We start from the raw sequence: 21351 nt of genomic DNA, 5'->3' as shown, positions 1-21351 counted from the left end.
CGGCGAGCCGGTCAGGCCTCTCCCGCCGGTGCATCGCCTTCGGTCTTGAGCCGCGCCGCAATGGCCTCGGGCTTCGGCCGCCGCTTGCGGGCGCCGCCGCCACCACCGCCACCGGCCGGAGCGCCCGCCCGACGCCGACGACGATCGCCGTCGCCTTCGCCCTCGCTGCCGGCATCGGTGCTGTAGGTCTCGGCTTCGCCGCCTTCAGACGCATCACGGGTCGGGGCCGCCATCCGGCCTTCTTTGACCGTCTCGGCCAGCGCCCGCGTGATCAGCGACACCGACCGAATCGCATCGTCGTTGCCCGGAATCGGAACCGTGACCACGTCGGGATCGGCGTTGGTGTCGACAATCGCCACCACCGGGATACCCAGCTTGTTGGCTTCCTGAATCGCGATCCGCTCCTTCTTCGCGTCGACCACGAAGATCGCGCCCGGGAGCCGGCTCATCTGCTTCACGCCTTCGAGGTACCGGGACAGTTTGACCCGTTCCCGCTCGAACAGCAGCTTTTCCTTCTTGGTGTAATTATCGAAATCGCCGTCCGTGGCTCCCTGCTCCAGCTCGCGCAGACGCCGAATCTGACGTTTGATCGTCTGGAAGTTGGTCAGCGTGCCGCCGAGCCACCGCTCGGTCACCCAGAGGGCGCTGCACTCGGCCGCATCGGCCTGAACCAGCCCTTTGAGCTGTTTCTTGGTGCAGACGAAAAGCACGTTGTCGCCCCGTGTGACGACCGACTTGACCAGCTCCTGGGCTTTGGCAATCTGGGAACGGGTCTTCTGGAGGTCGATCAGGTAGATCCCGGAGCGCTCGGCGAAGATGAATCGCCGCATCTTCGGGTTCCACCGGCGGGTCTGGTGACCAAAATGAACACCGGCGTCGAGCAGTTCCTGCAATTCGGGCAGCGCCATTCGAAAGACAAATCCTTCCAAGTATTCGGGTTTGATCCGCCACCGCCATCATCTCAGCCACGAACCCCTGAGGGCACCCCGCGACCGATCCGGCGATGTGTGTCGTTCGGATCAGCGGCGGCCGAGATGGTATCCCAGAGCCGGCCGCTGATCCGATGTGATTACCGCTTGCTGAACTGGAACCGCTTCCGGGCGCCAGGACGACCCGGCTTCTTCCGCTCGACCGCACGCGGATCGCGTGTCAGCAGTCCGCCGGCCCGCAGCTTGGTCCGATGCAAGCCGTCCACCTCGAGCAATGCCCGGGCAATGCCCAGTCGGAGCGCGCCGGCCTGGCCGGTGACCCCGCCGCCGTCGCAATGGGCTCGCACGTCGAACGCGCCCAGCGTGTCCGTTGCGGAAAAGGGCTGCTGGATGTGCTGAACCAGCGAGGGCCGCGGGAAGTAATCACCCAGCGTCCGGCCGTTGATTTCCCACTTCCCGGTGCCGGGGGTGAGGTAGACGCGGGCAACGCTGGTCTTGCGGCGGCCAACACCATGCCAACGCAGCAATTCGGGAGTCGCGGTCATGCGGACACCTTGATCGGATAAGCTTTCGGACTCTGCGCAGCATGCGGATGGCTCTCGCCGGCGTACACCTTGAGCTTGCCGCGCAAGCGCTGCTTCGAGAGCGCATTCTTCGGCAGCATTCCGAAGACCGCCTTCTGAATCACCCGATCCGGGTGCTTGGCCAGAAGGTCCTTGACCGGCGTGAATCGCTCGTGGCCCATGTAGCCGGTGTGCCGGAACGCGCGCTTGTTCTCGAGCTTGTTACCGGTCAGCTTGACCTTGTCCGCGTTGACGACAATGACGAAATCGCCACCGTCGACGTGCGGCGTAAAGGTCGGCTTATGCTTACCCCGAATGAGCTGCGCAACGGCGCTGGCGAGGCGCCCGAGCGGGACCCCGTTGGCATCAACCACATGCCAGCCGTGCTGAACGTCTTGCGTTCGCTCCGAAAAAGTCTTCATGACCGTGCGTGCATCCTCTGTGTTCGACGCTCGTCGCGATTATCGCGGAGCCATGAATAATACTGTGGGGCCTTGACTTAGGTCAAGTTGAGCCGCGACCCCGCCTGGGGCGACCCGGGTCGGGATCTGGGGGGTCCGGCTCGGCTCAGTTGGAAGGTTGCGGCGCGGCAAAGGTGATGAGCTGGGCCCCTTTTTCGACCGCCTGCCCGGGTTTGGCCAAAATCTGGTCCACGGTCGCGGGTCCGGCCGCCTTGAGTTCGTTCTCCATCTTCATGGCCTCGAGGACGACCAGACCCTGGCCGGCCACGACCGCCTGGCCCGGCTCGACCAGGACCCGGACGACCAGCCCCGGCATCGGGGCCTTGAGCACGGCCGGACCGCCCTGAGCCTTGCCTTCGCCGACCAGGCTTCGGATATGCCGGGTCCGCTCATCGACGACTTCGACCTCGAATCGCTCACCCCGCCGCTGCAGCGCCCATTCCCCCGGCTTGCCCGGCGACAGTGACACGATCCAGGACGAATCGTCCAGCAGGAGGTTTGCCAGCGGCGTTCCCGACACCCGCCGGAGCTCGGCGCGGCGGACCGTTCCGCCGACCCGGACCCCTTCGGGAACGATCTCGACCTCGACCTGCTGCCCCGCAATCGTCACCACGTATTTCATGCCCGCTCCATCACGGCCACGGTTTCCACGTGCGCCGTCTGAGGAAAGAGATCGAAGGCTTCCAGACTGACGAGCCGGTAGGCCGGCGGCCCCCTCCCGACCAGACGGGCCAGATCACGGCCCAGCGTTGCCGGGTCGCAGGAGACATAGACGATCCGGTCCGGTCCGCGCTCCCGCAGCCCGTCGACCACCTCGGTCGCCATCCCGGTTCGCGGCGGATTCACCACCACCCGATCTGGACGGCCGAGCGACCCGATGACCCGTTCGACGGCCCCGGCAATCCGCTCGATCTGCCGTCCATACCTGGCCTGACGCCGGGCGGCTTCCGCGACCGCGCTCCGGTCCCACTCGACGCTCACGACGTCGGCGCCCCGCTCGGCGAGGAGGCTGCTCGTCTCTCCGATCCCGGCGTAGAGATCCCAGACCGAGCGACCCCCGACGGCGCCCAAGCGCTCGATCGCGGCGGCGCGGACCCGGTCACCCATGACGGGATTGACCTGTTCGAAGGCGGTCGGGGGATAGGCACTGTCGCTTCCCGCCACGGCTCGCGGCGCCTCGCCTGCCTGGCGCCACCAGATCGTGAGCGGCGCCTCGGCCTTGACGGCGGCGTGCAGCGCGCGCCCGCCCTGCCAGACCGGCCCTTCGCCGGTTTCGACGACGACGTGCTCGGCGCCCGAGCGATCGAGCCGGAGCACCAGCCTGGACAGATGGCGCGGCAGCTCCGGTCGGCTCTGGCGTAACCGGGCCAGCAGGCGGTTGACTCCGGGCGCCGCGATGGGGCACTCTCGAACCGGAAAGACCTCGCCAGGTCGATCATACCGGTGATAGCCCACCGCCCCGTCAGGCCGTCGCGTCAGCGAGATCTTGGCCCGGTAGCCCCATTCCGAGGCTGCCGGCACCAGCGGCGGATCATCGGCCGACAACTTGCCGATCCGCCGGATCGCGTCGCCCACGATGGCACGGCGGGCCGTGCGCTGGGCCTCGGTCGGCAGGTGCTGCAACTGACAACCGCCACACTCGTCGGCCACGTAGTGGGCGCAACCGGGCTCGGTCCGATCGGGGCCGGGCTCGACAATCCGCACCAGGCGGCCGCGCACGAACCGTGGCGCCACCTGCATGACTCGCATTTCGACCCGGTCGCCGGGCGCGGTACGGGGCACGAACGCCACCCGGCCGTCCGACAGCCGGCCGACGCCGACCCCGCCCGCCGCAATCCGATCGATCGCCAGGATGTCCGTCGTCACCGCCTACCGGAGCCCCTCCTGGCGGGCTCGGGTCAACCAGGCACTCGCTCGACCATCCTCGACGGCCACGGCCGGCTTGTGCGCCAGCCTTCGCTCGTGCTCAGCGAGTGCAGCTGCAATCGCCAGCCGCTCGACGAGATCCGGGCCCGGCGGTCCGGTCACCAGATCGGGGCGCTGTTCCAGGAACTGGATGTGGATGTTGCCGGCCCGGAAGTCCGGATCGGCCAGCAGCCGAAGATGGAACGACTGGTTGGTCGCCACGCCGACGACGACCAGCTCCCAGAGGGCGCGTTCCATTCGAGCAATCGCGTCCGCGCGAGACCGACCATGGACAATCAGCTTGGCCAGCATCGAGTCGTAGAAGAGGCCCACGTCGTCGCCGGTTTCGACCCCGCTGTCCCAGCGCACCCCGGGCCCGGCGGGGCTGCGCAGGTACTCGATCCGGCCCGTCGACGGCAGAAACGCATTGGCCGGATCCTCACTGGTAATCCGGCACTCGATCGCCCAGCCGCGCGGCGACAACGGCAGCGCGGGCACGCTCATCGGGAGGCCGCGCATGATGCGCAGCTGCTCCCGCACCAGGTCGACCCCATAGACCAGCTCGGTCACCGGATGCTCGACCTGGATCCGGGTATTCATTTCCAGGAAGTAGAACGAACCGTCGCGGGCCAGCAGAAACTCGCAGGTTCCCGCACTCCGGTACCCGACGGCCTGCGCGGCGGCCACGGCGGCGGCGCCCATCCGCTCGCGGAGCGCTTCGTCGACCGCGACGCTGGGCGCCTCCTCCAGCAGCTTCTGATGGCGGCGCTGCACCGAGCACTCGCGCTCACCGAGGTGGATGGTCCGTTCGTGGTCGGCGAGGATCTGGATCTCGACGTGCCGAGGCTCCTCGATGTACTTCTCGAGATAGACCGACGCGTCGCCGAAGGACTTGAGCGCCTCCGACGCCGCCGACTCCAGCGCCCCGGCAAGCTCGGCAGACTCGCGCACCACCCGCATGCCCTTCCCGCCGCCGCCAGCAGCCGCCTTGACCAGCACCGGATACCCCAGCGACCCGGCGAGCACGGCCGCCTCGGCCGGATCAGTCAGAGCCGCCATGGCGCCGGGCACCACCGGGACCCCGGCAGCTTCCATCCGTCGCCGAGCTTCGGTCTTGTCGCCCATGGCGTCGATGGCGGACGCGGGCGGACCAATGAAGACGAGTCCAGCCTCCTCCACGGCCCGGGCAAACGGGGCCCGCTCCGACAGGAATCCGAACCCGGGATGGATCGCCTGCGCACCAGAGGCGCGCGCCGCCTCGAGGATGCGGTCGATCAGGAGATAGCTCTGCGCGGCTGGCGCGGGTCCGATATGGACCGCAGCGTCGGCCGCACGCACATAGGGCGAAGCCCGATCGGCGTCGGAATAGACCGCGACCGCCTCCAACCCCTCTTCGTGGCACGCCCGGATGATCCGGAGGGCGATCTCACCCCGGTTGGCAACCAGGACACGTCGAATCGTCATGAAAGAGTCACCGTCACAGGGGCATGGTGCCGTGCTTCTTCGGCGGGTTCCGGTCGCGTTTGTTCCGCAGCGAGCGAAGCGCATCGATCAGCCGAGGGCGGGTATCGCGCGGATCGATCACGTCATCGATGAAGCCGCGAGCCGCCGCCTTGTACGGATTGGCAAAGGTCCGGGTGTACTCGTCGATCTTGCGATCCGTTTCCGCCGCCGGATCGGCCGCGGCGGCAATTTCCTCCTTGAAGAGAATCTCGACAGCGCCCTTGGGACCCATCACCGCGATCTCCGCCGTAGGCCAGGCCAGGTTCAGGTCGGCCCGGATATGCTTCGAGTTCATCACATCGTAGGCGCCACCGTAGGCCTTGCGGGTAATCACCGTCAGCTTCGGCACGGTCGCTTCGCAGTAGGCGTAGAGCAACTTGGCTCCATGCCGGATGATGCCTCCGTGCTCCTGTGCCACGCCGGGCAGGAAGCCGGGTACGTCGACGAAGGTGACGAGGGGAATATTGAAGGCATCGCAGAAGCGAACGAACCGAGCCGCCTTGACCGAACTCGCGATATCGAGCACGCCGGCCAGTACGGCAGGCTGGTTGGCCACGATCCCGACCGACTGGCCGCCCAGCCGGGCAAAGCCGACCAGGATATTGCCCGCATGCCCCTCGGCGATCTCGTAGAAATGGCCCTGATCGGTCACCGCGCGAATGATGTCCCGCATGTCGTAGGGGCTCGACGACGAGGGCGGGATGATGTCGAGCAGCGACTCTTCCCGGCGGTCATCCGGGTCACTGCTCCGGTCGGCGGGAGGGTCATCAAGATTGTTCGACGGCAGGTAGCGGACCAGCTCCCGGATCGAGGCGAGGCACTCCGGTTCGGACGAGGCCACGCGATGGGCAATGCCGGAGGTCTCGCCGTGCACGTCGGCGCCGCCCAGCTCCTCGAAGCTGACATTCTCGTGGGTGACCGTCTTCACGACGTTCGGGCCAGTCACGAACATGTAGCTGACGCCCCGGACCATGAAGATGAAGTCGGTAATGGCCGGACTGTAAACGGCGCCACCTGCGCAGGGGCCGAGAATGGCGGAGATCTGGGGCACCACGCCGGAGGCAAGGGTGTTGCGCAGAAAGATGTCGGCGTACCCGCCAAGCGAGGCAACTCCCTCTTGGATCCGCGCACCGCCCGAGTCGTTGAGTCCGATGATCGGCGCACCATTCCTGACCGCGAGGTCCATGACCTTGCAGATCTTCTCGGCGTGGGTTTCCGAGAGTGAGCCGCCCAGCACGGTGAAGTCCTGCGAAAAGACGTAGACCAGGCGGCCCTCGATTCGGCCGCTTCCGGTCACGACACCGTCGCCTGGAATGCGTTGCTTATCGAGTCCGAAGTCGGTGGCACGGTGGGTGACGAATCGATCGATTTCGACGAAACTGCCCGGATCCAGCAGCAGGTCGAGTCGTTCGCGGGCGGTGAGCTTGCCCTTCTTGTGCTGTTGAGCGATGCGAGCCGGACCGCCACCCTGCTCCGCCTGGGTGCGGCGGGCCATCAGATCATCGAGGAGTTGTCGGGGATTGGGCATGGCGACAATCTAAACCGGGCAGCAATCGACCCGCGACGGCAGTGACCTCCGGCCAGCAGGGCGGGATGAGCGCTTCAAATGTCGCCGCGCCGGTGGGCCTCGACGGTCCAGAGGACGGCGATGGTCAGCGGGAGGACGATGACCCCGACCTGGCCTGCCCCGAGCAGGAAACGACCAAGCGCGGGGTCGTCGACGAGAAAGCCTGCGGCCCCCACCGCAGTTGCCGCCGCCTGCGCCCCGAAACACCAGGCAATCACGTTGCGGATGGTCCGTCGCCAGACCCGGTGCGCTGCCTCGGAGCGTTCAGCGGACCGAACCTCGCGAGCAACCTGCTGCTCCGACACTCGAAACCGGACCATGGTTTGCTCCTCGTCTACGCGACCTCTGGAAGGTTCGCTCCGACGACGGGCCGAGGCAAGGACTGGTACCCCGAAACGGACAACGTGGCGGGCCCCAGGGGAGCCCACCACGTTGTCACCTTGCCTGCCCGGCGCTTACTCCATCGTGTCCGTAATCGGTGGCAACGGCTCCTGCTTCGGCGGCGCGCCGGTCTCGTCCTCCGGATACGTCTTGACCACCACCACGATCCGGTGATGAATCGGGTCGACTTCGATCACTTCGACATCGGCGACCTGACCCTCGGTGACGACATCGGCGGGGTTCTGGACGTTCTCGAAGCCGAGCTGCGACATCGGGGCAAAACCCTCGAGGTCGTTGCCCAGGTCGACGACAACACCCTTGTCCATCATCCGCACGATCCGGCCGCGGATTTCCGAGCCGACCGGCAGGCTCTCACCGATCTTGAGCCAGGGATCTTCTTCCGCCTGCTTGAGGCCGAGCGAAATCCGCTTGTTCTCTGCATCGATGTTGAGCACCACCACGTCGACGCCGTCGCCTTTCTTGACGACCTCCGAGGGATGCTGCACCCGCTTGGTCCACGACATGTCGGAGATGTGGATCAGGCCATCGATGCCGGGCTCGATCTCGACGAAGGCGCCAAAGCTGGTCAGGTTGCGCACCTTGCCCTGGATCCGAGTGCCCACCGGGTACCGCTGCGGCAGGATCATCCACGGGTCCTGCTCGGTCTGCTTCATACCGAGCGAGATCTTCTCTTCGGTCTCGTCGACCTTGAGCACCACCGCCTCGATGGTCTCACCGATGGAGACGATCTTCGACGGATGCCGGACGTTGCGGGTCCAGCTCATCTCGGAGATGTGGACCAGACCTTCGATGCCCGCCTCGAGCTCGACGAAGGCGCCGTAATTGGTGATCGAGACCACCTTGCCCTGCACCCGGGTGCCGACCGGATACTTCTCGGCGATGTCCTTCCACGGGTACGGCTGGAGCTGCTTCATGCCGAGCGAAATCCGCTCACGCTGCCAGTCGATGTCGAGGATCTTGACCTCGACCTCGGAACCGATCTGGACCAGCTCGGTCGGATGCGAGACCCGGCCATACGACATGTCGGTGATGTGCAGCAAGCCGTCGACGCCACCGAGATCGATGAAGGCACCAAAGTCCGTGATGTTCTTGACGACGCCTTTGCGCACCTGCTGCGGCTGGAGCTCCTTCATCAGGTGCTCGCGCTTGCTGGCCCGCTCGTTCTCGAGGATGACGCGGCGTGACACCACGATGTTGCGGCGACGCTTGTTGAGCTTGATGATCTTGAACTCGAAGGTCTGCCCCAGCAGCTCGTCGATGTTCGGGACCCGGCGGAGCGCGATCTGCGACCCCGGGAGGAAGGCGTCGACGCCCATCACGTTGACGACCACGCCGCCCTTGATCTTCTTCATCAGGGCGCCCTGCACCGGCTCGTCGCTCTCGTGGGCTACACGGATCTTTTCCCAGACCCGCATGAAGTCGGCCTTCTTCTTGGAGAGCACCACCGCGCCCTCCTGGTCTTCCAGGTGCTCCAGGAAGACTTCGACCTCCTCACCCTCTTGCGGACGCTCTTTGAACTCATCGAGCGGCACGGAGCCTTCGGACTTGAACCCGACATCGAGAATGACCGCGTTGTCGGTGATCCGGAGGACCTTCGACTTGACGATCTCGCCCTCGACGATCTGGGCCATGGTGCCCTCGTACATCGAGAGCATGCTTTCGTAATCGGCATCCGAATAGTTCTCGTCGTACAAATCCGTGCGGACGCGAAGGCCCGTCGCGGTCGAGAACTGCGCAGCCCCTGATTTGCGGGGTTTGGACATAGGAGATCCCCTCGTGGAACACCCAGGCTCTGGATACCCGGGGTTGAAGTGAAAGACGCCAGGATCGACCGATCCGGGCAAGCATGGAAAGATATGGTATCTGAGGCCGTGAAACAAGCTTAGGGACTCGGCTGCCCTGTGTCGCTCAGGCCTTGCCTGGCGCCGAACTAATCGGCCTGGATTGCGGTGAGAGGATCGATCCGGGTGGCCCGTCGGGCCGGCAGCCAAGCGGCCAGAAACCCGGCGAAGGTGAGAACGACGAGCACGACCCCGACCGTAACGAGGTCGAACGGCCCGACGCCGAACAGCATGGACCGGATGGCTCGGCTGGCCAGGAAGGCACCCGCGGCGCCACCGATGGCCCCGACGACGACGAGCCGCGCCCCTTGGCCGAGAATCATCCGACGGATGGCGTGCGGGGTGGCGCCGAGGGCGATCCGAACGCCGATTTCCCGATGGCGCTGGGCGACCGAAAACGCCATCACGCCGTAGATCCCGAGCGCGGCCAACGCGAGGGCCGCCGCGGCGAAGATACCGACGAGCACCGCATAGGTCCTGGGTAGTGCTACCGCCCCGGCAGCCGCCTGCTCCAGCGTCCCCGGCTGGAAAATCGGCACCAGCGGGTCCACCTCGGCGAGCGAGGCACGGAGCGCGGCGAGGGCCGCCGCGCCGGTCGAGACAGGCTGGATGATGACCGTAAATGTCCGCGCCGGGTACTGTCCGATCGGGATATAGAGCTCCGGCTTGATCGGTGCCCGCGGCCCGTCGGAGGAGACATCGGCGACCACACCGATGACGGTGAGCTGCTCCGCATCGGGCCTCCCGCTGGTCGCCAGCGTCCGGCCGACCGGGTCCTTACCGCGCCAGAATCGGCGGGCGGCCTCCTCGTTCACGATGACCACCGGCCTGCTGCCCGCTCGGTCACCCGGCTCGAACCCTCGGCCCGACACCATCCGCATGCCCAAGGTGGGCATCAGCCCGGGAGACACGATCCGAACCCAGAGACTGTTGTTTCCCTCGGGCGGAGGCTCGCCGACTGGAAACGCGGACACATCCTGATCGCCGGCCACGAACGGAGCCCGATCGATGACTTCGACCGCCCGCACAGCCTGGTTGCTCCGCAACCTGCCGAGCAGATCCTCGACCGCAACGACCGCGTGCGCCGGATCGAGGTACCGCGCTCGCGGGAAGCTGACCCGAGCGGTTACCACGCCGTCGGTCCGGATGCCCAGGTCGTGGCGCTGCATTGCCACGAAGCTGCGCATCAGGAGTCCGGCACCGACCAGGAGGATGACCGAGAGCGCCAGCTGCACGACGACCAACCCGCTCCGCAAGCGGGCATCGTCCCGGCCAGCATCCCGCCCGGATCGGAGTGTCCTCATCAAGGAACCGCCCGCGGTTCGGAGCGCCGGGACCAGGCCGAAGAGCAGTCCTGCGAGGATCGCGACGCCCGCCGTGAAACCGACCACGGTATAATCCATTCGCAACGGTCGCACCTGGCGGAGCGAGGCGGGAATGATGGAGGTCAGGCCGCCCTGGAGCGCAAAGGCGAGCGCGAGCCCGAGCCCGCCGCCCAGGACCGCGAGCAGAACATTCTCGGTCAGGAGCTGGCGCAGCAAGCGGCTGCGCCCGGCACCCAGCGCGGCCCGAATGGCGAGCTCACGGGCCCGACCGGCTCCGCGCACCAGCAGCAGGTTGGCCAGGTTGACACAGGCAATGAGCAACACCATGCCCACGGCGCCGGCCAGCGCCCAGAGGGCCAGACGGGAGGCGCCCGTGAGCTGGTCCCGCAAGGGTATCAGCCAGACGCCCCGGTCCCGGTTCGTATCCGGGTAGGTGCGCTCGAGCTCCCCGGCAATCCCGGCAAGATCGTGATGCGCCTGTTCCAGGGTGACACCGGGACGGAGCCGCCCGACGGCGCGCAAGACGATGCAGTCGCGCCCGCAGCCGCTCGTGGCCAGGCGTCGGAGCGGCCGCCAGACGTCGGGCATTGCCGGCAATGGCGCCCGGAAGTCCGGACCAAGCACACCCACCACCGTCCAGGGCTCGCCGTTCAGGGTCAGGGCCTGCCCGATGATACCCGGATCCGCCCCGAAGCGATTCCGCCAGACCCGATCGCTGAGCATGATGACGGCTTCGGCGCCTGCGTCGTCGTCTTCCACCCGGAAATCACGACCGAGGGCCGGCCGAACTCCGAGCGTGGCAAAGTAGTTCCAGGAAACCTGAGCCCCACCGAGCGCTTCCGGATCGCCGGTGCCGGTCAGGTCGGGAGACCAGTCGATGTAGGCCGCCATCGACGCGAAGGTCCGGTTCTGATCCCGCCAATCCAGGAAATCGGGAGGCGTGAGCCATTCGGGCGCCAGCCGGCCGCGAGCCCGCTCATCGGTCCACAGCTGCACCAGCCGATCGGCCTCCGGATAGGGCAGCGGAGCAAGCAGCACCGAACGGACCACCGCGAAGATGGCTGCGTTGGCGCCGATACCCAGCGCCAGGGTCAGGATGGCGACCAGGGTAAAGCCCGGCGCCCGACGCAAGCCACGCACGGCGACCCGAAGATCCTGACGGAGATCGCCGAAGAACTCCCGCCGCCGACGCCACCGGATGAGATCACTCCGCACCTCGCGGCACTCGGCTGCAACCGCGCCCGGATCGCCGAACGAGGCCCGCGCGGCGCGACGCGCTTCTTCCGTTTCCAGCCCGGCCGCCTCCAGTTCTTTCGCCTTGAGCTCCAGGTGGAGGTCGATCTCCTTCTGGACGTCCCCGCCCGCTCGCCGCGGATCGTCGGGCAATCGGAAGATCGGCACGAGCGCCTCCGTCAGCTCCGCGCGGCGTCGAGCGCCAATCGCATCACGCGCGAAAACCGGTTCCAGCGGGCCATTTCGTCTTTGAGATGGGTCCTTCCGGCGGGGCTCAACCGGTAGAACTTCGCCTCCCGGTTGGTATCGGTGATACCCCACTCCTCCTCCACCAGCCCGCGCCGTTCGAGACGGTGGAGGGCCGGATAAAGGGCGCCTTCCTGAATCAGGATTTCCTGCTCGGTTTGATCCCGGATCCATCGCCCGATGGCATATCCGTGCCGGGGGCCGAAGCTGACGGCCTTGAGGATGAGGAGGTCGAGTGAGCCCGTGAAGAGATCGGAACCGGCCATAGGCCCAAGCTAGGCCATGACACCTAGCTGCACAAGGGGTATCAGAACTAGGCTTAGGTCAGGTGCAGGAGGCACCCAGTGCGGCCCGAGCCGCCGCGACGATCCGGGCGACCTGGTCCTCGAAGGCGAGACTGGTCGTATCGAGCAGCATGGCGTCCGCCGCCTGCCGGAGGGGCGCGACGGCTCGTCCCGCATCGAGCGCATCCCGAGCCGCGAGTGCATCCGCTTCCTGGCGGATCGTCTGCGCGTCGGGATCGGCGCCCCGCTGCCGAAGGCGCCGATCGGCTCGGGCCTCGGGTGTGGCGGTGAGATAGATTTTGAGCGGCGCCTCGGGAAACACGGCGGTGCCGATATCGCGGCCGTCGAGCACCAGCAGGTGCCCGTCGGCGGCCACGGCGCGAAGCCGGCGATTGACCCAGTCGCGGAGCGGCTCCAGCGCAGCAATCGCGGAGACATGGGCCGTCACCGCATCGGATCGGATCAGCGGTTCGGCCGGTCGGCCATCGAGTACGGGCACGATCTCGATCCCGTCCCGGACCAGCCCCAGGCCACGCCGGTCGGCGGCGGCAACGATCCGGGTCGGGTCATCGGTTCGGGCGTCGAGCGCCACCGCCGTGAGTCCCCGATACAGCGCCCCGGAATCCAGATGATGCGCCCCGATGACGCGGGCCACGGCCGATGCGGTCGACGACTTGCCTGACGCAGCGGGGCCGTCGATGGCAATGACGCGGACCGTCATCAGCGGCTCCGCACCTGCGCAAGCGCGGCGCTGAACCCGGGAAAGCTGACCGCTGCGCAGTCGGGGTCATCGACGACGACGCGCGCCCCCGGTACGGTGCCCAGCACGGCAAACGCCATGGCAATGCGATGATCGCCGTCAGTGCGCACCCGGCCGTGCGGCGGGTGGTCGCTGCCCTCGACGATCAGGGTATTCGCCTCGCCCGTTGCCCGGTAGCCCAGCCGGACCAGATTCTCCGCCATGAGGGCCAGTCGATCGCTCTCCTTGACTCGGAGCTCGCCCACTTCTTCGAACCGGGTGGTCCCCTCCGCCCGGGCGGCCATCACCGCGAGCAGGGGGACTTCATCGATCAAAGCCGGGATTTCGGTCGCCGGAACCACGGTGGCAGTGAGCGTCCCAGGCCCGACCTCGATGGTTCCGACCGGTTCGCCCAACTCGGTCCCGGACACCTCTGCGGACACGGCGCCGCCCATTCGGGTCAGCACGTCGAGAAAGGCCGTCCGGGTCGGGTTGAGCCCGACCGGGCCGATCCGCAACTGACGCCTGCCCAGGAGCCCGGCGCCGACCAGAAAAGCCGCCGAACTCGGGTCGCCGGGCACCGCAATCTCGAACGGCTCGATCGGCCCCCCGCCCTCGACGCTGACCCAGCCGCCGCGTTCCCGGACCGTGAAGCCCAGGCCGCGAAGCATTCGCTCGGTGTGATCGCGCGATTTGCCATGCGGTTCCCGGACCGACACAGGCAGGTTGCCGACGATACCGGCCAGGAGCAAGGCACTCTTGAGCTGCGCACTCGAGACCGGCAGCTCCCAGCGAATGCCCTCGAGCTTCCCGCCCCGAACCACCAGCGGCAGCCGATCGGCTAGCGCGGGCTCGAAGTGCGCACCCATTGCGCCCAGCGGTTCGGTCAGCCGTCGCATCGGACGGCGGCGCAAGCTCGCGTCGCCGGTCAACCGACTGGCAAAGGGGTGCGGCGCCAACAGGCCGAGCATCAGCCGGGCCGTGGTGCCGGAGTTGCCGCAATGGAGGGTTGACGCCGGCTCACGAAAGCGGCCCTTGCCGGCAACCAGCACGGTTCCCCCGCTCCGCAGCGGCCCGATCTGGGCGCCGAGTTGGCGGAGCACCCGGGCCGTCGACCGGGCGTCGAGGGAGGTCAATGGGCGGGAAATCCGGCTGGCCCCCCGGGCCAGGGCAGCCAGCATCAGGGCTCGGTGGGTAATGCTCTTGTCGCCTGGAACGGCGATCAGGTCCAAGGATGGCATGAAACTCGATATATAAGCCGGCAAGCCGCTCTGACGGGCCCCGGTCGGGCACCCTGCCTCGTCGTCTTGCATGGTGTCTAGAACGTTGCCACGTCGAAGCTTAGTATACCAGCAGGTGACCGGCTTTCGAAACGGCCGCGGGCGCGATGTCGCAGCTGGTCCGGCCGCAACGGCGTCCGGAAGACGGGGCAATCTGATTACCTTGGAGGATTGGATCCTCCGGAAAGCACTGACCGCATGGACCCTTCCCGCCCCCGGGGCACCCCGAAGCTGACCAGCAGCAAGAGCGCCCTGTACGAGGCCGCCAGCGCTGCCGTGGCCGACCAGCGGAACCGAGCTGCCGATGGTGCGGGCCGAGGTCCGCGGCGGGGGCGGACGGCGTTGCGGACGGCGCTGGTCGTGCTGCTGATCGCGGCAGGTACGGTGCTGGCGCTGCAACCGGTCTGGCTGGTGGGTCCCGGGCTGCCCGAGGAAACGCCCGCGATCCGCACCGCGTCGGCCGAGCTGGCGCTGGTCGATGCGGTGGCTCGGGTCCGCAGCTACACCGCGCAGCACGGCCGGCTCCCGGCAACGCTCGACGCTGCGGGCGTCACCAACCAGGCCATCCGCTTCACATCGCTCGGTTCGCAGGACTTCGAGGTCAGCCTCCCGAGCGGCGACTCGCTGATCCGCCTCCGACCGTCGAGTCCGATCGAATCGATTGCGGCGGGCGCCATTCGCGCCCTGCAAAGCAGGCAGTGATGCGGAAGGACCGAGGCGGCTTTACCCTGGTGGAGATGCTGATGGTCACCCTGATCATCGGCATGCTTGCCTCGCTCGGCATGCTCAAGTACATCGACCTTCGGTCGACGGCACGCGTGGCGTCACTCACCGCTGATTTCCGCTCGGTTACCGTTGCGGCGCTCAACTACTACGCCGACCACGATGTCTGGCCGCCGGAGGCGGGGGCCGGCCAGACCCCCCAGGGGCTCGCCCAGTACCTCCCCGGCGGTCTCGCAGCCTCCTTCGACCGCACGGACTACGTCCTGGATTATGACCACGTGGCCGCCGGCAACTTTCCCCTGATTTCCGTGTCGGTTTCCTCCAGCGACACCAAGCTCACGGCCAAGTTCGTCAACGCCTTTTCCACCAAGTACCCGTTCTATATGAACGGCGACCGGCTCGCCTACCTGATTGCGGGGCCGGGCGGCACGTTCTGAGCGATCGGGTCAGCGGATCTTGCCCCGGTAGGCAAGCACGGCAGGATCGGCTTCGGGATAACGAGGATCGATGCGTTCGAGCGCGTCCACCACGATCTCCGCAATCAGCAGATCCCGCGTCGCCTTTTGGTCGGCCGGGACCAGATACCACGGAGCGTGGGCCGTTCCCGTCTCGACAAACATGTCGTGGTACGCCTCGGTGTAGTCGTCCCAGAGCTCCCGCTCCTTGAGATCGCCCGAATCGAACTTCCAGTTCTTGGTCGGGTCGTTCAGGCGCTCTTCGAGCCGCTCTCGTTGCTCCTGCTTCGAGATGTGCAGGAAGAACTTGAGGATGGTGACGCCGTGGTCGACCAGCATCCGCTCAAACTCGTTGATGTGTCGATAACGGGCCCGCCAGAGCGACTCGGGCGCCAGCCGATGCACCCGAACCGGGAGCACGTCCTCGTAGTGGGAGCGATTGAACACGCCAATCACCCCGGCAGGCGGGATCTGATGATGCACGCGCCAGAGGAAGTCGTGGCGCAGTTCCAGCGGCGTCGGACGTTTGAAGGTGCTGATCCGGCAATAGGCGGGGTTGAGATCGCCAAATACCCGCTTGATCGTCCCGTCCTTCCCGGCGGCGTCGCGTCCCTGCAGCACCACCAGGAGCGCACGCCGGTTCTCCGCACCAAGAGCGTGCTGCAGGTCCTCCATCCGATGGCGGAGGGGGTCGAGCAAGGCATTGGCCTCGCTCCCCCTGGGCGTGCCTTTCGGTGCGCGCGCAGCCTCATCGGACAGGTCCGGCGCGGTGCCCGGGGCAACGGCATCGAGGCGTGGGGTCATGGCAACGTCGCTCCAGTTCAGGTACGCTCGCCCAGGATGGGCTTCGGGCGCGGTGACCGAGACCATCCGGGCGCATTCACAGCCATCGACCGTTCGAGCTCCTCGACCATCTCGTCGAGCGAGTCGGTCAGGCGAAAGTACTGCAAGTCCGACGGATCGATGGTGCCTTGCGCAACGAGCGTATCGCGGATGAAGTCAAACATGGGTGACCAGTAGTCGACACCCATCAGGACAATCGGAAACGCGGTGATCTTCTCCGTCTGCACCAGCGTGAGCGCCTCGAACAACTCGTCGAGCGTGCCAAAGCCACCCGGCAGCACCACGAAGGCGTAGCTGTACTTGACCAGCATCACCTTCCGAACGAAGAAGTACCGGAAGGTCACGAACCGATCGACGTAGGGATTGAGGTGCTGTTCTTTGGGCAGCCAGATGTTGCACCCGATCGATCGGCCGCCGGCCTCCCGCGCCCCGCGATTGGCCGCCTCCATGATGCCGGGCCCGCCGCCGGTCATCGTCGTCAACCCCAGCCCGGCGATCCGCTCGCCGACCTTGCGGCCGAGTGTGTAATACGGGTGGTCCTCGCGAAACCTGGCCGATCCAAACACGGTGACGCACGGACCGGCAAAATGAAGCGCCCGAAAGCCACGAACGAACTCGGTGGCGATGCGGACCACCCGGAAGAACTCGGCAAGGCGCGACGCCGGTGCCGCAAGAAAGCGTTCCTCGTCGTCGGGACGATGTGCAGATGGGTCTTCGATCTTGGTCATTCGGGAACGTGATCCGGCCTGGCTTCAGATGCAACCCCAAATACCGTAGAAGTTCGGTACCTGTCCCCGGGACACCTCCATAGCTTGTGCTCCAGGACCGTCCAAGGTCCGCCTGACCTCTTCCAATACGGTATGTTGCGATGCCAACCTCCTGGTTCGTTTCCCGGCTCGCCCCCCGCGTACGCGGGGCGCTTGCAGCTCTGACCGTCAGCGCCACGCTTGCCGGGTGCGAAGGTGACACCACCGGTCCCGACCCTGTGCTACCGTCCGGCACAGTAACCCTCGACGCCTCATCCGCCACCGCCTTCGTATACCTCGACCTTTCGTCGGGCCAAGCGGTTCAGGTGACGAGTCCGAGCACCTCATCGGCCTGGGACTTGGCGGTGCGCCGCTATGAGGTCCGCCTCAACGGCGGCGTTGCCGGTCCGAAGGGCCTTACCGGCGTCAACCTCGCCAACAACGAAAACGCAACGACAGAACAGATCCTCGCCTTTACGGCGGAGAACCAGAAGGCAGCCTTCGACGCCGTCGGCCCCAGCAACGTTCCGCCAGCTGCGTCATTCGTATCGGAGCGGGTCGTGGCCAATCCACTTGGCTGGCTCACCTTTGGCCAGCAAGGCCCGGTTGCCAACGCAACCGCGTCGTGGAAGGTCAGGCGGAGCAGCAATGGCGGGCACGCGGTCTTCCGGGTCATCCAGGTGACGGTCGGCGGCACCAGCCAGCAGAACGCGGTTCTCAACACGGCCACGGTCGAGTGGCGGGCGCAGGCGCCGAACGGCACCCTGGGTGCCAAGCAGACGGTCGTCGTTCCGGTCGGAACTGGCAGCGTAGCCCTCGATTTCGGAACCGGGGCAGCCGGTGCAGCCACGGGCTGCGGCTGGGACATCCGGTTCGACCCCGCCAGCTTCGCGATCATTCCCAACGTTGCCTGTGGAGCTGGCACCTTCCCGCTCGATGCGGCCCAGACGTTCGATGGCATAACCACGGCGGCCGACGCGCCCGAGTATGGCGCGTTCCTGGCCGGGCGAAGCGGGGTCGTCCCGTTCAGCGCTGCACTGGCGGACAAGAAGGGTCCGTTCCTCTACAACTTGGCGGGCGACAGCCGGCTTTCTCCGACCTTCAACATCTACCTGGTCCGATCCGGCAACGACGTTTACAAAATCCAGCTGACCAGCTACTACAGCGCCACCGGCGCAAGCGGCCACGTAACGTTGCGATACGCCCAGATCCAATGAGGCGCCTTTCCCGGCTCGGCATCGGTGTTCTGATCGCGCTGATCCCGGCCCGGGCAGTTGCGCACCAGGCATCACCACACCGCCAGGTTCGGGGCGTAGTGGTCGACACCGAGTCCGGGACCGCACTGGCCGGTGTTCGGGTCGCCGCGCGGGCCGGACGTGTGCGCACCGAGACAGGCGGCGATGGTCGCTTCACCATTGCCGCGACGCCGGGAGACACCCTGGTCATTCGCGCCGGCGGCTATCGGGCCGGCTTCCATGTCGTCGCGCCGGGCGATACCCTGCTTCGCATCAGTCTCACCAATGCGCCCATCATGCTGGCGGACTTGGTGGTCACGGCCAGCCGGCGGACCCAGCGCGCCGGCGAGTCCGCCGTTGCGGTGACCCGGATCTCGACGGCCGAGATCGAGAGCGCGGCGGCGGCATCGCTCGACGGTATCATTGCGACCGTGCCGGGTCTGGCCATCCTGCCCAACCCGCCGACCGGGGCCAACCTGGCGGTCAGGGGCATCGACGGCGCGCGGGTGCTGGTACTGATCGACGGCGAACCCACGCTCGGCGCGCTGCTCGAGAACCGAGACCTCAGTCGGATCTCGACCGTCGCCGCCGACCATATCGAGATCGTCAAAGGGCCGCTGTCTGCGCTATATGGCTCGGACGCGCTGGGCGGGGTCATCAACGTCATTACCCGCGATCCTGCCGGCCCGCTGTCGCTGGAGGGCCGGGCCCACTTCGGCAGCCTGGGCCGCCGAGATGCGCAGCTCACTGCCCAGGCGGGGGGGCCGTTCAGCTTTCGGATCTCGGGAGGATGGCGCGAACAGGGCCAGGTGGCCAGCGCGATGTGGGCCGACGACGCATTGAGCCGAGTCTGGGATGTGCGGGCGACCGGTCGCGTGGTCGCTACGCCGACACTCGCCATCCGCACCGACGTCAATCTGTTGCGTGAGCGCCAGCGTTGGCGGGTTTCCTCCGACGGGTTCAACGGCTTCAACGACAATACCGGAGCAACCGGTTGGACCGAGTTGCGCTGGCAGCAAGGCAACCATACGCTCCGATCCCGGGTCTACTTCGAACGGTACGAGCATTTGTTTCGTCAGGCCCGGTCCTCTCGCCCGCTGGCCATCGACACCACGCCGGCCCAGACGGAGTGGCTGGCGAAGGCCACGGCTTCATGGTCGGGGCTGCTTGGCGGGCATACCTGGGACGGTGGTCTCGACCTGAGCCACCGGGCTATCGAGTCCCCCGGCAAGGTGGCCGGCACCGCAGCCGACGATATGGTGGAGGGTTACCTGCAGGCCGGGTTCACTCTGGGCGAGCTGCTCATTACGCCCGCCGCGCGGCTCAGCTGGAACTCGAGATGGGGCGAGGCTCTGACGCCGAGCCTGGCGGCGGCGTGGAACGCGTCAGATCGGCTGCGACTGCGCGGTGGAGTTGGCCGCGGCTATCGCGGCCCGAGTTTCAAAGAGCTGCTCTGGGATTTCCCCAATCCGACGGCGGGATACCTGCTGAGCGGCAATCCGGACCTCCGGCCGGAGCGATCCTGGCAAGTCTCCGGCGGCGCTACCTGGGCGGTTGGGGGCGGCGTCTCGCTCGACGGCGAGGTGTACCACAACAACCTACGGGACCTGATCGAACTCGGGGACTTTGGCTTCGACCCACCGAGCGGCTTGATCCGGTACGCGGCACGCAATGTCGCCCGCGCAATCACGCAGGGCTTCGAGGTCGGCCTGCGCTGGACTCGACCCACCACCGACCTTTCGGTTGGCTACAACTACCTGGACTCAGAGGACCGGGCCACCGGAGACCCGCTGGCGCGGCGTGCCCGGCACAGCGGCCGCGCTCGTGGCGCCTGGAACACACCGGACAACCGGATCGGAGTGGCCACGACGCTCGTCCTGACCGGGCAGTCGAGCTTTCAGCAGCTGGACGGTACCCGGGCACAGCAGGGAGCGTTCGTATCCGTCGATGCGCAGGGACGCATCGACCTTGCCGAACGCCTCGGCGTCGTGCTCGGGGTCGACAACGTACTCGACCAGCGCCCGACCAACTGGGTCGGCATCTATGGCCGGAGAATGTACGCCGGGCTGCGCGCCGGCTGGAGGCCGTAGCACCCCCTGGGCAAACGGGTCCTTCCCCGGTTCAACTCTTGTTTAGACCGTGATTACTGCGAGACAGGGTGACGCCTGCCGGGCCCGCCCGACACCGACTCGGACCGGCAGCGCCTTTCGCCCCCTGGATCGAGCGCCAAGGGGCGAAGGAGACAGCGACGCTGTTGCTGACTTACCGCTTCTTGGCGCGCGCCTTTGCGTGCCGAGCCAAAGCGGCTTTCCGAGCCGACGCGGACCGCTGCGCCTTGGTGCGGGCCTTGGCCGTTGCCAAACCACCGAGCCGGCCGAGCCGGGCCCACTCTGACTTCTTGCGCGTCTTGGCCGTAGCTTTGCCGCCCTTACGACCCAGTGCGACGAACTTCGGGTTCTTCTTTGCAGCCTTTGCCATACCAGTTTCGAGCCTCCGAAGGAGAACGGTCCCCGAACGACCCGGTGCGCACACGCCGGACCTGGCGTGACACCCCGAGCGAGACCCTCGCGCAACCGCGAAAAGGCCCCACTTGACCTACCTGCCCAGTTAACACGAACCTCTGGCCAAACCCTGCACATTCAATGTATACAATTATTGTCAAGAGTGGTAGCGAAAAACCGAAACAGATTTCGGCGGCAGCGGCGGCGGACCCGCCGAACCCACTCGCACCGCACCTGACGCCGGCAGCCAACCAGCCGGCACGCCTGTAACCCGAAGCACACTTCGGGCCAGAACCCACCCCGGCCACCGGCAACCGGGGTTCCGAGCAAACGGCGGCAGGCGCACCTGACCGGCCGGAAGCGGATCGGCGGCCTTCGCATGCCCGCTGCGCAAGGGCCAGCCGGGACGTCGCCCGGCCACCGGCATTCGCTAGCGCTCCTGCCGGCGACTATCTTCCCGACGTGTCACGATTCCCCGCTCGGGTGGTGAAACCGGTAGACACAAGGGACTTAAAATCCCTCGGGGGCAACCCCATGCGGGTTCGAGTCCCGCCCCGAGCACTGCCCGTC

General features: G+C 66.9%; 20 protein-coding genes and 1 tRNA gene. 5 read left to right on the top strand and 16 right to left on the bottom strand.

The window, feature by feature from the left end:
• Window positions 1-11: 11 nt before the first annotated feature.
• The 13 genes from rpsB to aroA form a co-directional block, all read right to left on the bottom strand.
• Window positions 12-908, bottom strand: a complete 897-nt coding sequence (rpsB, locus tag KF785_02160; protein ID MBX3145548.1) for a 30S ribosomal protein S2 — start codon at window positions 906-908, stop codon at window positions 12-14.
• 161 nt (window positions 909-1069) lie between these two features.
• Window positions 1070-1474, bottom strand: coding sequence for a 30S ribosomal protein S9 (rpsI, locus tag KF785_02155; protein ID MBX3145547.1), 405 nt, complete (start codon window positions 1472-1474; stop codon window positions 1070-1072).
• Window positions 1471-1914, bottom strand: coding sequence for a 50S ribosomal protein L13 (gene rplM, locus KF785_02150; GenBank protein ID MBX3145546.1), 444 nt, complete (start codon window positions 1912-1914; stop codon window positions 1471-1473). The genes rpsI and rplM overlap by 4 nt, the downstream gene beginning before the upstream one ends.
• Before the next feature lie 145 nt (window positions 1915-2059).
• Window positions 2060-2575 carry a biotin/lipoyl-binding protein gene (locus KF785_02145; GenBank protein ID MBX3145545.1) on the bottom strand — a complete coding sequence of 172 codons (516 nt, stop codon included), beginning with the start codon at window positions 2573-2575 and terminating at the stop codon, window positions 2060-2062.
• On the bottom strand, window positions 2572-3819 hold the full coding sequence (locus KF785_02140; protein ID MBX3145544.1) for a class I SAM-dependent RNA methyltransferase: 1248 nt from the start codon (window positions 3817-3819) through the stop codon (window positions 2572-2574). Before KF785_02140 ends, KF785_02145 begins: the two co-directional genes overlap by 4 nt.
• A 3-nt stretch (window positions 3820-3822) precedes the next feature.
• Window positions 3823-5322, bottom strand: coding sequence for an acetyl-CoA carboxylase biotin carboxylase subunit (locus KF785_02135; protein MBX3145543.1), 1500 nt, complete (start codon window positions 5320-5322; stop codon window positions 3823-3825).
• A gap of 13 nt (window positions 5323-5335) precedes the next feature.
• Window positions 5336-6856 carry an acyl-CoA carboxylase subunit beta gene (locus tag KF785_02130; protein ID MBX3145542.1) on the bottom strand — a complete coding sequence of 507 codons (1521 nt, stop codon included), beginning with the start codon at window positions 6854-6856 and terminating at the stop codon, window positions 5336-5338.
• A gap of 107 nt (window positions 6857-6963) precedes the next feature.
• Entirely contained in the window at window positions 6964-7248 is a 285-nt protein-coding gene (locus KF785_02125) for a hypothetical protein (GenBank protein ID MBX3145541.1), read from the bottom strand.
• 135 nt (window positions 7249-7383) lie between these two features.
• Window positions 7384-9093, bottom strand: a complete 1710-nt coding sequence (locus KF785_02120) for a 30S ribosomal protein S1 (protein ID MBX3145540.1) — start codon at window positions 9091-9093, stop codon at window positions 7384-7386.
• 167 nt (window positions 9094-9260) lie between these two features.
• Window positions 9261-11897: an ABC transporter permease gene (locus tag KF785_02115; GenBank protein ID MBX3145539.1), complete on the bottom strand. Its 2637-nt coding sequence runs from the start codon at window positions 11895-11897 to the stop codon at window positions 9261-9263.
• Between the two features lie 11 nt (window positions 11898-11908).
• Window positions 11909-12241, bottom strand: coding sequence for a PadR family transcriptional regulator (locus KF785_02110; protein ID MBX3145538.1), 333 nt, complete (start codon window positions 12239-12241; stop codon window positions 11909-11911).
• Between the two features lie 58 nt (window positions 12242-12299).
• Window positions 12300-12980, bottom strand: coding sequence for a (d)CMP kinase (gene cmk, locus KF785_02105; GenBank protein ID MBX3145537.1), 681 nt, complete (start codon window positions 12978-12980; stop codon window positions 12300-12302).
• A complete protein-coding gene (gene aroA, locus KF785_02100) occupies window positions 12980-14239 on the bottom strand; it encodes a 3-phosphoshikimate 1-carboxyvinyltransferase (GenBank protein ID MBX3145536.1) in 1260 nt (419 codons plus the stop codon). The genes cmk and aroA overlap by 1 nt, the downstream gene beginning before the upstream one ends.
• Window positions 14240-14476: 237 nt before the next feature.
• Between aroA and KF785_02095 the strand changes: the two genes are divergently transcribed.
• A complete protein-coding gene (locus KF785_02095; GenBank protein MBX3145535.1) occupies window positions 14477-14980 on the top strand; it encodes a hypothetical protein in 504 nt (167 codons plus the stop codon).
• On the top strand, window positions 14980-15438 hold the full coding sequence (locus tag KF785_02090; protein ID MBX3145534.1) for a type II secretion system protein: 459 nt from the start codon (window positions 14980-14982) through the stop codon (window positions 15436-15438). Before KF785_02095 ends, KF785_02090 begins: the two co-directional genes overlap by 1 nt.
• Before the next feature lie 9 nt (window positions 15439-15447).
• Here the strand turns inward: KF785_02090 and KF785_02085 are convergent, their stop codons facing one another.
• The gene (locus tag KF785_02085) at window positions 15448-16260 is read right to left on the bottom strand and encodes a polyphosphate kinase 2 family protein (GenBank protein ID MBX3145533.1); all 813 of its coding nucleotides are present in this window, start codon (window positions 16258-16260) and stop codon (window positions 15448-15450) included.
• A 17-nt stretch (window positions 16261-16277) separates the two neighbouring features.
• A complete protein-coding gene (locus KF785_02080; protein MBX3145532.1) occupies window positions 16278-17027 on the bottom strand; it encodes a TIGR00730 family Rossman fold protein in 750 nt (249 codons plus the stop codon).
• 140 nt (window positions 17028-17167) lie between these two features.
• Here KF785_02080 and KF785_02075 point away from each other — a divergent pair, with 140 nt between their 5' ends.
• Window positions 17168-18262 carry an HmuY family protein gene (locus KF785_02075; protein ID MBX3145531.1) on the top strand — a complete coding sequence of 365 codons (1095 nt, stop codon included), beginning with the start codon at window positions 17168-17170 and terminating at the stop codon, window positions 18260-18262.
• A complete protein-coding gene (locus KF785_02070; protein MBX3145530.1) occupies window positions 18259-20370 on the top strand; it encodes a TonB-dependent receptor in 2112 nt (703 codons plus the stop codon). The genes KF785_02075 and KF785_02070 overlap by 4 nt, the downstream gene beginning before the upstream one ends.
• A gap of 172 nt (window positions 20371-20542) precedes the next feature.
• On the opposite strand, the gene KF785_02065 is transcribed toward KF785_02070, so the two are convergent.
• Window positions 20543-20758: a hypothetical protein gene (locus tag KF785_02065; protein ID MBX3145529.1), complete on the bottom strand. Its 216-nt coding sequence runs from the start codon at window positions 20756-20758 to the stop codon at window positions 20543-20545.
• Window positions 20759-21258: 500 nt separating this feature from the next.
• Here KF785_02065 and KF785_02060 point away from each other — a divergent pair.
• A tRNA-Leu gene (locus KF785_02060) sits at window positions 21259-21342 on the top strand.
• Window positions 21343-21351 lie beyond the last annotated feature (9 nt).

It is taken from the genome of Gemmatimonadales bacterium (assembly GCA_019637315.1).
In the GTDB taxonomy this organism is placed as follows: domain Bacteria; phylum Gemmatimonadota; class Gemmatimonadetes; order Gemmatimonadales; family GWC2-71-9; genus SHZU01.
Note: the sequence above shows the minus strand (reverse complement) of the source record. Positions and strands in the feature narration are given on the sequence as shown.